The organism is Pseudomonas sp. 1121_17, assembly GCF_052850745.1.
Map to the genome: position 1 here is coordinate 393,093 of NZ_VXCX01000003.1, position 15,931 is coordinate 409,023.

General features: G+C 62.6%; 15 protein-coding genes. 12 read left to right on the forward strand and 3 right to left on the reverse strand.

The genetic code is table 11. The annotated features are described in order from the left end of the window. Window positions 1–120: 120 nt before the first annotated feature. From FW789_RS09380 to FW789_RS09400, 5 genes are all read left to right on the forward strand, one after another. Window positions 121–633, forward strand: coding sequence for an RNA polymerase sigma factor (locus FW789_RS09380; RefSeq protein WP_103436221.1), 513 nt, complete (start codon window positions 121–123; stop codon window positions 631–633). Window positions 634–726: 93 nt separating this feature from the next. Then, window positions 727–1,689, forward strand: coding sequence for a FecR family protein (locus FW789_RS09385; protein WP_446431364.1), 963 nt, complete (start codon window positions 727–729; stop codon window positions 1,687–1,689). Between the two features lie 138 nt (window positions 1,690–1,827). Further along, on the forward strand, window positions 1,828–4,410 hold the full coding sequence (locus FW789_RS09390) for a TonB-dependent receptor (protein ID WP_446431365.1): 2,583 nt from the start codon (window positions 1,828–1,830) through the stop codon (window positions 4,408–4,410). A gap of 254 nt (window positions 4,411–4,664) precedes the next feature. Continuing rightward, window positions 4,665–5,273 (forward strand): biliverdin-producing heme oxygenase, encoded by a 609-nt coding sequence (locus FW789_RS09395; RefSeq protein WP_446431366.1) that lies wholly within the window; start codon window positions 4,665–4,667, stop codon window positions 5,271–5,273. A 52-nt stretch (window positions 5,274–5,325) separates the two neighbouring features. After that, window positions 5,326–5,739 carry a YbaN family protein gene (locus FW789_RS09400; RefSeq protein ID WP_103436217.1) on the forward strand — a complete coding sequence of 138 codons (414 nt, stop codon included), beginning with the start codon at window positions 5,326–5,328 and terminating at the stop codon, window positions 5,737–5,739. Window position 5,740: 1 nt separating this feature from the next. On the opposite strand, the gene arcD (FW789_RS09405) is transcribed toward FW789_RS09400, so the two are convergent. Continuing rightward, window positions 5,741–7,168, reverse strand: coding sequence for an arginine-ornithine antiporter (gene arcD / locus FW789_RS09405; protein ID WP_186697537.1), 1,428 nt, complete (start codon window positions 7,166–7,168; stop codon window positions 5,741–5,743). 426 nt (window positions 7,169–7,594) lie between these two features. On the opposite strand from arcD (FW789_RS09405), the gene arcD (FW789_RS09410) reads away from it, so the two are divergent. From arcD (FW789_RS09410) to FW789_RS09440, 7 genes are all read left to right on the forward strand, one after another. Further along, complete coding sequence (gene arcD / locus FW789_RS09410; protein ID WP_103436215.1) at window positions 7,595–9,022, forward strand: arginine-ornithine antiporter; 1,428 nt, start codon at window positions 7,595–7,597, stop codon at window positions 9,020–9,022. A 31-nt stretch (window positions 9,023–9,053) separates the two neighbouring features. Beyond that, window positions 9,054–10,310, forward strand: coding sequence for an arginine deiminase (gene arcA / locus FW789_RS09415; protein WP_103436214.1), 1,257 nt, complete (start codon window positions 9,054–9,056; stop codon window positions 10,308–10,310). 70 nt (window positions 10,311–10,380) lie between these two features. Then, window positions 10,381–11,391 (forward strand): ornithine carbamoyltransferase, encoded by a 1,011-nt coding sequence (locus FW789_RS09420; protein ID WP_101316942.1) that lies wholly within the window; start codon window positions 10,381–10,383, stop codon window positions 11,389–11,391. A 106-nt stretch (window positions 11,392–11,497) separates the two neighbouring features. Continuing rightward, window positions 11,498–12,427 (forward strand): carbamate kinase, encoded by a 930-nt coding sequence (arcC, locus tag FW789_RS09425; protein ID WP_103436213.1) that lies wholly within the window; start codon window positions 11,498–11,500, stop codon window positions 12,425–12,427. 56 nt (window positions 12,428–12,483) lie between these two features. Beyond that, complete coding sequence (locus FW789_RS09430) at window positions 12,484–12,852, forward strand: DUF5064 family protein (RefSeq protein WP_186697533.1); 369 nt, start codon at window positions 12,484–12,486, stop codon at window positions 12,850–12,852. 109 nt (window positions 12,853–12,961) lie between these two features. After that, a complete protein-coding gene (locus FW789_RS09435) occupies window positions 12,962–14,470 on the forward strand; it encodes a sigma-54-dependent transcriptional regulator (RefSeq protein WP_103436211.1) in 1,509 nt (502 codons plus the stop codon). Window positions 14,471–14,570: 100 nt separating this feature from the next. Beyond that, window positions 14,571–15,428, forward strand: a complete 858-nt coding sequence (locus FW789_RS09440; RefSeq protein ID WP_411563732.1) for an SDR family oxidoreductase — start codon at window positions 14,571–14,573, stop codon at window positions 15,426–15,428. A gap of 54 nt (window positions 15,429–15,482) precedes the next feature. On the opposite strand, the gene FW789_RS09445 is transcribed toward FW789_RS09440, so the two are convergent. Together FW789_RS09445 and FW789_RS09450 are read right to left on the reverse strand one after the other, a co-directional pair. Then, entirely contained in the window at window positions 15,483–15,647 is a 165-nt protein-coding gene (locus tag FW789_RS09445) for a hypothetical protein (protein ID WP_181003773.1), read from the reverse strand. An 11-nt stretch (window positions 15,648–15,658) separates the two neighbouring features. Then, window positions 15,659–15,895, reverse strand: a complete 237-nt coding sequence (locus tag FW789_RS09450) for a PLD nuclease N-terminal domain-containing protein (RefSeq protein ID WP_103436209.1) — start codon at window positions 15,893–15,895, stop codon at window positions 15,659–15,661. Between the last annotated feature and the right edge of the window lie 36 nt (window positions 15,896–15,931).

The following is a 15,931-nucleotide window of genomic DNA, read 5'->3' on the forward strand; positions in this document are numbered from 1 at the left end:
GCAGACATTGCGCTGCCTGCTGGGGCCGGACATACGCCTCGCAAGGGATCAGTTTTAACGCTTGACCAATATGGGTGATGATAAGCATTATCATTAACCTCCGTATCGGCCAGGTCGCCCGTGAGTCAGTCACGCTTCAATATCGTCTTCCTAACCCAACGCCTCAGCCTGCTGCGCACGCTGCAAGGCATGGTGGGCAACCCCAGTACCGCTGAAGACCTGCTCCAGGAAACCTACCTGCGGGTAACCCGCGCCCTGGGCGAACGGCCGGTCGAACACCTTGAGCCGTTCGTGTTCCAGACTGCCCGCAACCTGGCCCTGGATCACCTGCGCGCCCGCCGCGTACAAGCGCGCACGCTGGTCGAGGATGTGCCCGAGCAGATCCTGCACAACGTCGCCGCCCCCACCAGCAGCAGCGAGGACGCCGCCCACGCCGAGCAGTTGCTCAAGCACCTGAGTGTCAGCCTTGGCCAACTGAGCACGCGCCAGCAGCGCATCTTCATCCTCAGCCGCCTGCACGGCGCCAGCTACCTGGAGATTGCCGAGCAGTTGCAGGTTTCGGCGAGCACCGTGCAGAAGGAACTGAAACTGATCATGGCCATCTGCATGGGTGTGGCCGAGCGGCTCAAGTAAGCCGACCGCTGGCCCGCCAGGATCGGTAAAGCGCTTGCCTTGGCCCGTTGCAGCCCCGATCATTCGGCAAAATCCCCCAAGCAAGGACCCTTCGTGACCGACAGCCCCAGCCCCCGCCCGACACCTGCCGGGCCCGATGCCCGCGCGCGTGCCATGGACGAGGCACTGGACTGGCTGCTGCGCCTGCAATCCGCCAGCGCAGCAGACACCGCAGCCTTCGAGGCCTGGCTGAGCGCTGCGCCGGAAAACGCCGAGGCCTATGTCGAGGCCGAAGCAGTCTGGAACGGCGCGCCCCTGCGCCAGGCCGCCGGGCAGATGCATCAGGCCCAGCGCAAAACCCCAGCGGCTCGCCTGCGCCGGCACTGGAAGCCGCTGGCCAGCGCAGCCGTGCTGCTGGTCGGCCTGTTGACCTTCGGCAACCTGCCGGTGCGGCTGCAGGCCGATCACCTGACCGTGGTCGGCGAGCGCCAGCGGCTGCAGCTGGACGACGGCACCAAGGTCCTGCTCAACACCGACTCGGCGTTTGCCAGCGATGTGCGCGACGGCCAGCCAGTGGCCCGCCTGCTACAAGGCGAGGCGTACTTTCAGGTACGCCGTGCCGGTGAGCAGGCGCTTGAGGTGCAGGCCGGGCCGATACGTGCGCAGGTCCGCGACACCGACTTTGCCGTGCGCTACCTGGATGGCCAGGCGCAGGTCCGCGTGCAGCGCGGCGATGTCGACCTGCACGCCGCCAGTGATCAGCACATTCGCCTGCGCGCCGGCGACAGCATCAGCGTTGGCCCGCAGGGTTTTGGCCAGCCCAGCCGCCCCGATATGCGCCAGGATCTGGCCTGGGTCGAGGGCCGCCTGGTGTTCGAGAACTGCCCGCTGAGCGAAGTATTGGCCGAGGTGCGCCGTTACTATCCGGGCTGGATCATCAGCCGCAACGGCGCGCTCGAGCAGGTTGCCGTGACCGGTAACTACCGCCTCGACCAACCGCTGGAAACCTTGCGCGCGCTGGCCCAGATCACCTCAGCCAGGCTGCATGAATACCCGGCGCTGGTGATCCTCAACTGAATCGCTGACTGCCGCCTTAATTATTTTTACGCGATCGCTACCCACAACACGTCTCGTTATAGCCAATGCAACTGATTCTTGTTTTTAAACAAGAACAAGCATCACCTATAATAGTCCGCGCGTCTGGGAGCGCTTTCGATGTCCACAGCTCAACTCCGCCCGTCACCCCGCCGCCTGGGGCAGCTGTCTCTGCTGACCTTGGCCCTGATCGCCAGTGGCGCCGTCAGCCTGCCGGCCCTGGCCGCAGAGCCGGCCCAGGCCAACAGCCCGCGCATGGGCGATTACCGCTTCAGCATTAGCCAACAGCCACTGGTTGCGGCCATCAACGCCTTCAGCCAGGTTACCGGCTGGCAGGTCGGCTTCAGCGCCGAGGTCGCCGAGGGTATCTCATCGCCCGGCGTCCAGGGCTCGCTGCCAGCCGAGCCTGCGCTGCAGCGTTTGCTGCAAGGAACCGGGCTGAGCTACCGCAAGATCGGTAACGGCAACGTGGTGCTTGAACGCCAGTCGGCCAGCAGTGTGATTGCCCTGCAGCAACTGACCGTCAGCGCCACCCGCAGCGCCCAGGATGTCAGCCAGGTGCCGAGCACCGTCACTGTGCAGACCCGCGAGCAGCTGGATCGACAGAACGTCAACGATACCCAGCAATTGGTGCGTTACGAGCCGGGTGTTTCGGTTGGCGGCACCGGCCAGCGCAGCGGCCTCAACGGATACAACATCCGCGGCATCGACGGTGAACGGATACTGACCCAGATCGACGGAGTGTCGATCCCCGACAGTTTCTTCTACGGCCCCTACGCGCAGACCCAACGCAACTATGTCGACCCGGAAATCGTCAAGCGCGTAGAGATACTGCGTGGCCCGGCTTCGGTGCTGTACGGCAGCAACGCCATCGGTGGCGCGGTCAGCTACTTCACCCTCGACGCGGACGACATCATCAAACCGGGCAAGGACATCGGCGCACGCTTGAAGACCGGTTACAGCTCGGCTGACGAAAGCTGGCTGACCTCGGCCACCATCGCCGGCCGCCAGGGCGATGTCGATGGCCTGCTGCACCTGAGCCAGCGTAACGGCCATGAGACCGAGTCCTATGGCGAGCACAACGGCACCGGGCTCGATCGCACCGCGGCCAACCCGGAAGACGTGCGCACCACCAACGTGCTGGCCAAGGCCGGCTGGAACTACGCCGACGATGCGCGGCTGGGCGTTACCTACGAAACCTACAAGGATGATCGCGATCAGAACATCCTCAGCGCCGTAGGCGGGCCGTTCATACCAGGCTTTGGCGCGATGAATTCATACCGCGCGCGCCAGGGCAATGACACGGTCACTCGCGAGCGGTTTGGCATCAACCATGAATTCGGCCTCGACAGCCTGTTCGCCGACCGCGCCAAGTGGAGCCTGAACTACCAGATCGCCAAGACCGATCAGCGTACCGAAGAGCTGTATGTCGCCTCGGGTCGCCAGGTAGCACGTGACCGCAAGACCACTTACAAGGACCGTCAATGGGTATTCGACGGGCAGTTGGACAAGTCCTTCAGCATCGGCCAGACCGACCATCTGCTGACCTACGGCACCACCCTCAAGCATGAAGAAGTCACCGGTACGCGCAGCGGCAGCGGCACCTGCCTGAACGTCGGCGGCAGCTGCACAGCGGTAGGCCAGGACAGCGCCCGCGATGGCCAGGCGCTGGTCAGCGACTTCCCGGACCCGACCGTCGACACTTACAGCCTGTTCGCCCAGGACGAGATTCGCTGGAACAGCTGGACCTTCCTGCCTGGCGCGCGCTACGACTACACGCGCATGCGACCGGAGATGACCGACGCCTTCCTGCGTGGCATTCAGGGCACCGGCGTTGCTCCGACTGCGGTCGACGACTCGGACAAGAAGTGGCATCGCCTGTCGCCCAAGCTTGGCGTAACCTACGCCTTTGACGACAACTACACCTGGTACGGCCAGTACGCCGAAGGCTTCCGCACGCCGACGGCCAAGTCGAGGTACGGGCGCTTCGACAACCCGATTGTGGGCTACCGGGTAGAGGGCAATCCGGGCCTGGAGCCGGAAAAAAGCAAGAGCTATGAAACCGGCCTGCGCGGCAACTTTGCCGCGGGTAACTTCGATGTCGCGGTGTTCTACAACAAGTACCGGGATTTCATCAACGAAGACGCCGTGCAGTCGGCCAACCTCGGCACCACCTTCCAGGCCAGCAACATCAAGCACGCCACCATCAAGGGCGCCGAGTTCAAAGGCCGCTTGAACCTCGATCACTTTGGCGCACCGCAGGGCCTGTATGGCCAGACCTCGATTGCCTATGCCAACGGTCGCAACGATGACAATGGCCAGCCGATCAACAGCGTCAACCCGCTGACCGGCGTGTTTGGTCTCGGTTATGACCAGGCCGACTATGGCGCCCTGCTCAGCTGGACTTTGGTCAAACGCAAGACCCGGGTCGACGACAGCGCCTTCTTCGCTCCGGACGGCGCCAGCACCCAGTTCCGCAGCCCGGGCTACGGCGTGCTCGACTTGAGCGGTTTCTACAAGGTCACCGACGACGTCACCGTCAACGCCGGCGTGTACAACCTGACCAACAAGAAGTACTGGCAGTGGGATTCGGTGCGTGGCTACGACGGCCAGGGCGAAGCGGCGGTGACCCAGCCAGCCAACCTCGACCGCCTGACCATGCCCGGGCGCAATTTCGCCGTGAACGTGATCTGGGATATCTGACCTGCGCATTACCTGCTTACGCGGTCCCCTGTAGCGGCTTTGCCGGGGCGCCGGACCGGTCGGAAAGGGCTGCGTAGCGGCCCCAGGATTTGTGCAGCACCGCAGAATTGCTGGGCCCGCTTTGCGGGCCTTTCGCGACACGAGGCCGCTCCTACATCGACCTGCGCTGCCAGGACTATTGAGCATGAATTTTTACTGTGTTCAGCCCGCTTGTTCGTCTCGTAACTAGACCGCCCATTTTCCAAGGACCCACCATGACCAACGCTGCCAACGCCGAGCGCCCGCAGCTGCGCTCGCAACGCCTGAATCAGGCGACCAACGCTCCACACACCGAGCTCGACGCACTGGTCAAAGCCCACGCGCCGTTTGCCAACCGTGACAACTTTGCCCGCTTCGTGGTTGCCCAGTACCTGTTTCAGTCCGAGCTGCAGGGGCTGTACAACGATCCGCAGCTGACCCTCATCGTGCCCGACCTGGCCGCCCGCTGCCGCGCCGATCAGGCTCGCATGGACCTCGTCGACCTCAATGCTGAAGTGCCGGCACCCGTGGCTGGCGCGTTGCAGGCGCCGAGCCTAGGCGAGGCACTAGGCTGGATCTTCGTCTCCGAAGGATCCAAACTGGGCGCCGCTTTTTTGATCAAGCGTGCAGTGGCACTGGAGCTGTCCGACAGCTTTGGCGCACGTCACCTGGGTGAGCCGGCCGGTGGCCGCGCCGAAGGCTGGAAACAGTTCACGCGCATCCTCGATGGCCTGGAGCTGTCCGCTGAAGAAGACGCAGCCGCCGAGCGTGCTGCAGTCGCCGCCTTCGAGCGCTTCACCGAGTTGCTCAAGCATGCCTACGCGGCACAAGTCGCGCCGGCCTGATACGCTTTAGCCGGTCACCGCGGTGGTGACCGGCCGTTTTTGCAGTGAGACCATGACCCAACTTGCCCGCTCGAAACTGACCCGCCTGCTGTACGCGATCCTGGCTTATGTGAGCCTGGGTATCGGCTTGGTGGCGATTGTCATTCCGGGCCTGCCGACCACCGAGTTCATTCTGCTTGCAGCCTGGGCCGCGACGCGCAGCTCGCCGCGCCTGAGCGCCTGGCTGGAGAACCATCGGCTGTTCGGGCCGATCCTGCACAACTGGCGCAACGGCCGGGTGATCCAGCGCCGGGCGAAAATCAGCGCCACCGTGAGCATGCTGATTTGCGCCTGCCTGATGCTGACCTTTCTCGAGCACCGTTGGCCGGTGTTTCTGGCCATCGCCGGCATGAGCCTGGGCAACCTGTGGATCTGGTCACGCCCGGAGCGCGTTCAGCCCGCAGCCTCCAACTGCAATGCCGGCTGAGCTAGAGCGTCAACAACCCCGCGTACAGCGCATACGCGGCCACGCCTGCACCTGCCAGCACCGCAGCGAAAATCAGCTTTTCCCAGCCGGTGAAGAGCGCCTGGCCCTGCTCGTGCTTGGCCCTTGCAAACAGAATCACCCCTGGCGCATATAGCAACGCCGACAGCAGCAGGTACTTGAGCCCGCCGGCGTACAACAGCCAGATCGCGTAGACCAGCGCCAGGCCGGCCACCATCAGGTCCTTGCGGCGCAGCCCGGCTTGCTCGGCATAGCCTTCACCGCGCAGCGCCAGCAGCACAGCATAGGCCGCCGACCACAGGTACGGCACCAGAATCATCGACGACGCCAGATAGATCAGGCTGGTGTAGGTACCTGCCGAAAACAGCGTGATCAGCAAAAAGCCCTGGATCATGCAGTTGGTCAGCCACAGCGCGTTGGCCGGCACGTGATTGGCGTTCTCGACGGTGAGAAAACGCGGCATGGTCTTGTCCTTGGCCGTGGCGTAGAGGATCTCTGCACACAACAGCGCCCACGACAGCAGCGCGCCCAGCAGTGACACCGCCAGGCCCAGGCTGATCAGCAGCGCGCCCCATGGGCCGACGATATGCTCCAGCACCGCTGCCAGCGAGGGGTTCTGCAACCCCGCCAGCTGCGGCTGGGTCATCACCCCAAGCGACAGCACGTTGACCAGCACCAGCAAGGCGAGCACGCCGAGAAAGCCGATCACAGTCGCCTTGCCCACGTCTGAACGGCGCTGGGCCCGCGCCGAGTACACGCTCGCGCCCTCGATGCCGATAAAGACGAACACGGTCACCAGCATCATGTTGCGGACCTGCTCCATTACGCTGCCGAACTGCGGGTTGCTCGCGCCCCAGAGGTCGCGGGTGAAGACTTCGGCACGAAACGCCACGGCGGCAATCACGATAAAAATCAGCAGTGGCACTACCTTGGCCACGGTAGTGATCAGGTTGATGAACGCGGCTTCCTTGATCCCACGCAGCACCACAAAGTGCACGCACCAGAGCAACACCGAGGCGCAGCCGATCGCCACCGGCGTATTGCCCTCGCCGAACATTGGAAAATAAAACCCCAGGGTGCTGAACAGCAGTACGAAGTAGCCGACGTTGCCTAGCCAGGCGCTGATCCAGTAGCCCCACGCCGAAGAGAAACCCATGTAGTCGCCAAAGCCGGCCTTGGCGTAGGCATACACCCCCGAGTCGAGTTCGGGTTTGCGGTTGGCCAGGGTCTGGAACACGAACGCCAGCGCCAGCATGCCTACGGCGGTGATGCCCCAGCCGATCAACACAGCGCCGGCGTCGGCGCGGGCGGCCATGTTCTGCGGCAGCGAAAAGATCCCGCCACCAATCATCGAACCCACTACCAGCGCAATCAATGCACCGAGTCGCAGTTTATTTCCAGGCTCGCTCATTGGGCGCCCACCGTTGGTTGATGTCATCTGCACGCAACAATTTTGAGTCCATATAAATAGCGCTGCATATGCGCTGTCGCCATTAAACGCTATAGCACTAATAGCAACACTGTCTATAGGCGATCCTGTGCGCCAATGGGAGGCTGCCGGGCAACTATAGCCTGCTGCAGTAATAATTTTTATTTACGCTGAAAATTTGCCTATCCGGTAAAAGCGGCTAGTTTGAAACATCGCAGGCAGAACAGAGTGTTTACTCTACATTGACATGGAGTTGCCGGTGCAAAGGCCTGCAGCAGAGCGGTCGGCACACTCCAGGAGACACGTTTGGCCTTGGCCTCACGTTGCCATGAACTGATCTACATCAGCGAATGCCGGCGGCGTCAGGTTTACCATGACGTCAACTTTCTCCTGGTACGGAGTCGTTAAATGTCTGATTCTCCCGAAAAACTTAAACTCGGCGCACTGGTCGCACTTGTGGTCGGCTCGATGATTGGTGGCGGGATCTTTTCGCTGCCGCAAAACATGGCCGCCAGTGCCGGTGTTGGCGCGGTATTGATTGGCTGGGCAATTACCGCAGTAGGCATGTTGACCCTGGCGTTCGTATTCCAGACCCTGGCCAATCGCAAGCCCGATCTGGACGGTGGGGTATATGCCTACGCCAAGGCTGGATTTGGTGACTACATGGGCTTTTCCTCAGCCTGGGGTTACTGGATCAGTGCCTGGCTGGGCAACGTCGGTTACTTCGTGCTGTTGTTCAGCACGCTCGGTTATTTCTTCCCGGTATTTGGCGAAGGCAACACGCCGGCGGCGGTGATCGGCGCCTCGATCCTGCTCTGGGCCGTGCATTTTCTGGTGCTGCGCGGGATCAAGGAAGCCGCCTTCATCAACCTGGTGACGACCATCGCCAAGGTGGTGCCGCTGGCCTTGTTCGCGCTGATCTGCCTGTTCGCGTTCAAGCTCGACGTGATCACCGCCGACATCTGGGCGGTCGGCTCGCCGGACCTGGGCAGCGTGATGAACCAGGTGCGCAACATGATGCTGGTCACCGTGTGGGTGTTCATCGGCATCGAGGGCGCGAGCATCTTCTCCTCGCGTGCAGAAAAACGCGCCGACGTCGGCAAGGCCACGGTAATCGGCTTTATCACCGTGCTGCTGTTCCTGGTGCTGATCAACGTGCTGTCGATGGGCGTGATGACCCAACCGGAACTGGCCAAGCTGCAGAACCCGTCGATGGCGGCAGTGCTTGAGCATGTGGTCGGCCACTGGGGCGCGGTGCTGATCAGCGTCGGCCTGATCATCTCGCTGCTCGGGGCGTTGCTGTCGTGGGTGCTGCTGTGCGCCGAGATCATGTTCGCGGCGGCCAAGGACCACACCATGCCGGAGTTTCTCCGCCGCGAAAACGCCAACCATGTCCCGACCAACGCCCTTTGGCTGACCAACGCGATGGTGCAGGTGTTCCTGATCATCACCCTGTTCTCGGCCAGCACCTACCTGTCGCTGATCTACCTCGCCACCTCGATGATCCTGGTGCCCTACCTATGGTCGGCGGCCTACGGCTTTCTCATGGCGCTGCGCGGCGAAACCTACGAACAAGCACCCGGTGAGCGGCGCAAGGACCTGTTGATCGGCGCTATCGCCCTGATCTACGCGATCTGGCTGCTGTATGCCGGTGGCATGAAGTACCTGCTGCTGTCGGCGCTGCTGTATGCGCCTGGGGCGATCCTGTTCGCCAAGGCCAAGCGTGAACTGGGGCAACCGATCTTCACCAGCATGGAGAAGCTGATCTTCGCGGCGGTAGTCGTCGGCGCGCTGGTGGCGGCCTACGGCCTGTATGACGGTTTCCTGACCCTTTAATCACCGAATCTGCATTATGGAGGCAATCACCATGTCCACCGAAAACCTCAAGTACGGCGTGCATTCCGAAGCCGGCAAACTGCGCAAAGTGATGGTCTGCTCCCCAGGCCTGGCGCACCAGCGGCTGACCCCAAGCAACTGCGACGACCTGCTGTTCGACGATGTGATCTGGGTCAATCAGGCCAAGCGCGACCACTTCGACTTCGTTACCAAGATGCGCGAGCGCGGCATCGAAGTGCTGGAAATGCACAACCTGCTGACCGAGACCGTGCAGGTCCCTGAAGCCCTGAAGTGGATCCTCGACCGCAAGATCACCGCCGATACCGTCGGCCTGGGTCTGACCAACGAAGTGCGCAGCTGGCTCGAAGGCATGGAGCCACGCCGTCTGGCTGAGTTTCTGATTGGCGGCGTGGCCGGCGAAGACCTGCCTGAAAGCGAAGGCGCCAGCGTGATCAAGATGTACCGCGACTACCTCGGTCACTCCAGCTTCCTCCTCGACCCGCTGCCCAACACCCAGTTCACCCGCGACACCACCTGCTGGATCTACGGCGGCGTCACGCTGAACCCGATGTATTGGCCAGCGCGCCGTCAGGAAACCCTGCTGACCACCGCCATCTACAAGTTCCACCCACAGTTCACCAGCGCCGACTTCGAAATCTGGTACGGCGACCCTGACCAGGACCATGGCAAGTCCACCCTGGAAGGCGGCGACGTCATGCCGATCGGCAACGGCGTGGTCTTGATCGGCATGGGTGAGCGCACTTCGCGCCAGGCCATCGGCCAACTGGCGCAGTCGCTGTTCGCCAAGGGCGCGGTAGAAAAAGTAGTGGTCGCCGGCCTGCCAAAATCTCGCGCGGCGATGCACCTGGACACCGTGTTCAGCTTCTGCGACCGCGACCTGGTCACGGTCTTCCCGGAAGTAGTCAAAGAGATTGTGCCGTTCGTGATCCGTCAGGACAGCAGCAAGCCGTATGGCCTGGACGTGCGCCGCGAGCACAAGAGCTTCATCGAAGTGGTCGCCGAGTCGCTCAACCTGAAAGAGCTGCGCGTGGTGGAAACCGGCGGCAACGCCTTTGCCGCCGAGCGCGAACAGTGGGATGACGGCAACAACGTGGTCGCGCTCGAGCCTGGTGTGGTCATCGGCTACGACCGCAATACCTATACCAATACCCTGCTGCGCAAGGCTGGAGTGGAGGTCATCACCATCAGTGCCGGCGAACTCGGCCGTGGCCGTGGCGGCGGCCACTGCATGACCTGCCCGATCATCCGCGACCCTATCGATTACTGAAATAGCCAGCACCCCGGCCGCGCTCACCAGGCGCCGGCCGGGTACCTCACCGAATCCAAGGAGAACTGTCATGGCGTTCAACATCCACAACCGCAACCTGCTCAGCCTGGAACATCACACCACGCGCGAGCTGCGCTACCTGCTCGACCTGTCCCGCGACCTCAAGCGCGCCAAGTACACCGGCACCGAGCAGCAGCACCTGAAGGGCAACAACATTGCCCTGATCTTCGAAAAGACCTCGACCCGCACCCGCTGCGCGTTCGAAGTGGCCGCCTACGACCAAGGCGCCAATGTCACCTACATCGACCCCAATTCGTCGCAGATCGGCCACAAGGAAAGCATGAAGGACACCGCACGGGTGCTCGGGCGCATGTACGACGCCATCGAGTACCGCGGTTTCAAGCAGGAGATCGTCGAAGAGCTGGCCAAGTTTGCCGGGGTACCGGTGTTCAACGGCCTGACCGATGAATACCACCCTACCCAGATGATCGCCGACGTGCTGACCATGCGCGAAAACAGCGACAAGCCGATCCACGACATCAGCTACGCCTACCTGGGCGACGCCCGCAACAACATGGGCAACTCGCTGCTGCTGATCGGCGCCAAGCTCGGCATGGACGTGCGCATTGCCGCGCCCAAGGCGCTGTGGCCGCACGATGATCTGGTCGAACGCTGCCACAAATACGCCGAAGAAAGCGGCGCGCGCATCACCCTCACCGAAGACCCGAAAGCGGCGGTAAAAGGCGTCGATTTCGTCCATACCGACGTTTGGGTATCGATGGGCGAGCCAGTCGAAGCCTGGGGCGAACGCATTCAGCAACTGCTGCCGTACCAGGTCAACGCCGAGCTGATGAAGGCCACCGGCAACCCGCGGGCCAAGTTCATGCACTGTCTGCCGGCGTTCCACAACTCCGACACAAAGGTCGGCAAGCAGATCGCCGAGCAGTACCCGCACCTGGCCAACGGTATCGAAGTGACCGACGACGTGTTCGAGTCGCCGGCCTGCATTGCCTTCGAGCAGGCGGAAAACCGCATGCACACGATCAAGGCGATCCTGGTCTCGACCCTGGCTGATCTCTGACCGACCCGCTGGGCTGGCGTGGCCGTTGCGAGGTGAATTGCTGCTTTTCCACGTTCACCCGCAGCGGCCACGCCGTCTGCTCCTCTCTGCCAAAGGACACTTGACCATGCGTATCGTTGTTGCACTGGGCGGCAACGCCCTGCTCCGCCGAGGCGAGCCTCTGACCGCTGACAATCAGCGAAGCAACATCCGCACCGCCACCGAACAGATCGCCAAGATCCACCCCGGCAATGAACTGGTCATCGCCCACGGCAACGGCCCACAGGTCGGTTTGCTGTCGCTGCAGGCCCAGGCCTACAAGCCGGACGAAGCCTACCCGCTGGACGTGCTTGGCGCTGAAACCGAAGGCATGATCGGCTACATGATCGAACAGGAGCTGGGCAACCTGCTCGACTTCGAAGTGCCGTTCGCCACCCTGCTCACCCAGGTCGAAGTCGACGCCAACGACCCGGCCTTCAAGGACCCGACCAAGTTCATCGGCCCGGTCTACAGCAAGGAGGACGCCGAGCGTCTGGCCAAGGACAAGGGATGGGTGGTCAAGCCTGACGGCGACAAATTCCGCCGGGTAGTCGCCAGCCCGAAACCCAAGCGCATCTTCGAAATCCGTCCGATCAAATGGTTGCTGGAAAAACGCAGCATCGTGATCTGCGCCGGTGGCGGCGGCATCCCCACCATGTACGATGACAACCGCAAGCTCAAAGGCATCGAAGCGGTGATAGACAAGGACCTGTGTTCGGCCCTGCTGGCTGAACAGCTGGACGCTGACCTGCTGGTCATCGCCACCGACGTCAACGCCGCGTATGTCGACTTCAACAAGCCCACGCAGAAGGCGATTGCCCAGGCTCACCCGGATGAACTGGAGCGGCTTGGCTTTGCCGCAGGCTCGATGGGACCCAAGGTGCAGGCTGCCTGCGACTTCGCCCGCAACACCGGCAAGGTCGCGGTGATTGGTTCGCTGGCCGACATCGAAGAGATCGTCAAAGGCAGTGCCGGCACCCGAGTGTCCACCGCCAAGCCTGGAATAAGCTACCGTTGATTGCAGTTGGCGGGTGCCGGTCGCCCGCCGTTTTCACACCTTTGCGAGGAGCTATCATGGCCAAGTTCGAGCCAGGTCACGTGCATATCGAGCGCATGGCGCTGCACAACCAGGATCACAGCTACGACCTCAACATCAACTACGAAGTGGCCACGGACCCCAAGGACGGCGCCGGCATCCAGTTTCATATGCACGGCAGCATCGAAGGCAAGCCGGTCGAGGAGACGTTCTTTCTGGCCAAGGATCAGGTCCTGCCGAGCTTTCTCAGCATCGCCACGCGCAAGGCCCAGAGCTACATGCCGCAGCCGAAAAAATTCGAGAGCATGGGCTCGTCGCACAAAATCTATGACCTGATGTTTGAAGACATCCGCCAGAAGCTTGCGGTCAAATCCGGCGACTGCGTCAAGCCTGAGCACCTGGAATAGCCTTTACGGCGACAGTACCGCCGGCAGTTTTGTTGATGCACAAGGCTTGAAGCCTGAGGCGGGCGCGGCATACTGAGCGCCTCTGCGGCCACAGCCTTGTACGCTCCCCATGCGCATTCACGTCAGCTTCATCGACCGCGTCGGCATCACCCAGGAAGTCCTGGCCCTGCTCGGTGCCCGCCATCTCAACCTGGACGCCGTGGAGATGGTCCCGCCCAACGTCTACATCGACGCCCCGACCCTCAGCCCGGCGGTGCTCGAAGAACTGCACGATGCCCTGCTGGAAGTGCGCGGCGTGCAATCGGTGGAAGTGGTCGACATCCTCCCCGGCCAGCGCCGCCACCTGCAGCTGGATGCCTTGCTGGCAGCCATGAGCGACCCGGTGCTGGCCGTCGACAGCGCCGGCAAGGTGTTGCTGGCCAACCCGGCGCTGATCGCCCTGTGCGGGCGCGAGTCGGCCGGGCGTTCGGTTGGCGAGCTGTTCAAGGACCCGGCCCTGCTGCAGGCGCTGCTGGACAACAACTTCCACCTGCCGATGCGCGAGATGCAGTTCGACGGCCACAGCCTGCTCCTGGATGCCACACCGATCACCCATGCCGGTGGCCTGCTGACGCTGTACCCGCCCAAGCGTATGGGTGAGCGCTTGTCGGCGCTGCACCATGATCACGCCGAAGGCTTCGATGCGTTGCTCGGCGACTCGCCGGCCATTCGCACCCTCAAGGCCCGTGCCCTGCGCGTGGCGGCGCTGGATGCGCCGTTACTGGTGCATGGCGAAACCGGCACCGGCAAAGAGCTGGTGGCCCGCGCAAGCCACGCCCTGAGTAGCCGTCAGGGCGCGCCCTTTCTGGCTCTCAACTGCGCCGCGCTGCCCGAGAGCCTGGCCGAGAGCGAACTGTTCGGCTATGCCCCGGGCGCGTTTACCGGCGCGCAGCGCGGTGGCAAGCCGGGGCTGATGGAGCTGGCCAACCAGGGTACGGTGTTTCTCGACGAGATCGGCGAAATGTCGCCGTACCTGCAGGCCAAGCTGCTGCGTTTTCTCAACGACGGCAGCTTTCGCCGGGTAGGGGGCGATCGCGAGGTCAAGGTCGATGTGCGCATCATCAGCGCCACCCACCGTGACCTCGAACGCATGGTCAGCGAGGGCAGCTTTCGCGAGGACCTGTTCTACCGCCTCAACGTGCTCAACCTGCAAGTGCCGCCGCTGCGCGAGCGCGGCCAGGATATTCTGCTGCTGGCGCACTATTTCATGCAGCAGGCCTGCACGCAGATCCAGCGCCCGACCTGCCAGCTCGCCCCAGGCACCCATGCAGCGTTGCTGGCCAACCCGTGGCCGGGCAACGTGCGCCAATTACAGAACGTGATCTTCCGCGCTGCGGCCATCTGCGACAGCGACCTGGTCGACATTGGCGACCTGGACATCGCCGGCACCGCGGTGCGCCGCGGCCAGGACACCGAGGTAGCCAGCCTTGAGCAGGCAGTCGGCGATTTCGAGCGTGAACTGCTGCAGCGCCTGTACCCCAGCTACCCCTCGACCAGGCAGCTCGCGGCACGCCTGAACACCTCGCACACCGCGATTGCCCAGCGCCTGCGCAAGTACGGGATTCCAGGCAAACCCTAGCGTTCGACCACTGGTCGCGTTGATCGCGCATGCACTCCAACTCCCGCGGATGGGCTCCTTCCAATATCAGGAGTCTTCAATCTCAACAGGAGTACTGACCATGCGCGATTACCCGACCCCGCCGTTCCCGACACAACCGCAGGCCGTCCCCGGCGAGCAACAGAAGATGCAACCGGCCCCTGATTGCGGTGAGCACAGCTACAAAGGCAGTGGCCGCCTGCAGGGCAAGATCGCCCTGATTACAGGCGGCGACAGCGGCATCGGCCGCGCCGTGGCGATTGCCTATGCCCGTGAAGGCGCCGACGTTGCCATCGCTTATCTGAATGAACACGAAGACGCCCAGGAAACTGCCCGCTGGGTCGAACAGGCTGGCCGCCAGTGCCTGCTGCTGCCAGGCGATCTGGCGCACAAGGCGGTGTGCTACGAAATTGTCGACAAGACGGTGGAGAAGTTTGGCCGCATCGACATCCTGATCAACAATGCCGCGTTCCAGATGTCCCACGAAAACCTTGAAGACATCACCGATGACGAGTGGGTGATGACCTTCGACGTGAACATCACGGCCATGTTCCGCATCTGCCAGCGCGCGCTGCCGTCGATGGCCAAGGGCAGTTCGATCATCAATACCAGTTCGATCAATTCCGACTCACCCAAGCCTACCCTGCTGCCCTACGCCACCACCAAAGGCGCGATCGCCAACTTCACCGCAGGCCTGGCGCAGATGCTGGGCAGCAAGGGCATTCGCGTAAACAGCGTCGCACCTGGCCCGATCTGGACCCCATTGATCCCGGCGACCATGCCGCTCGAACAGGTCAGCGAATTCGGTACGCAAACGCCGATGGGCCGCCCTGGCCAGCCGGTCGAAGTCGCCCCGATCTATGTGCTGCTTGGCTCGGATGAGGCCAGCTACATTTCCGGTTCGCGCTATGGCGTGACCGGCGGTAAGCCCATCCTGTAAACCCCGCAAAAAAAGCGGCGCGCATCCCGAGAGATGCGCGCCGCTTTTTCATTTTTACTTGCGCTGCTGGTCTTCCTGGCGTGCTGTTTTCTGCGCGGTCGAGTCATGCTCAGTGCCCGTCGAGCCGTCTGGCCGGCGTGCATCGTTGTCGCGCTCGGCCTCTCCTGCGGGCTTGCTCGGTGTTTGTTGCTGGTGTTGTTTATCGGCGGGGTTGCGCATACTTTTTTCTCCTAGCCTTTGCTGTGGTCGGGTGATGAGGGGCCCGTGCCACGCTTGATCCCACGTGGCCCGGCAATGCCCCAAATAGCCAGGCCAATTACCGGCAGGACGACCAGCAGCAACGCCCACATGATCTTGGTGGCGTCAGCCTTGTCGCTGCGAAACACACTGACGATGGCCCACAGGTCAAGCAGTAGGATGATTGCCGCTACGGCAATCCAGAAGTACGTGAGTAGGTCAGCGGACATAAGCTTCGACTCCCGTTGCAATGGATTGAGTGATTG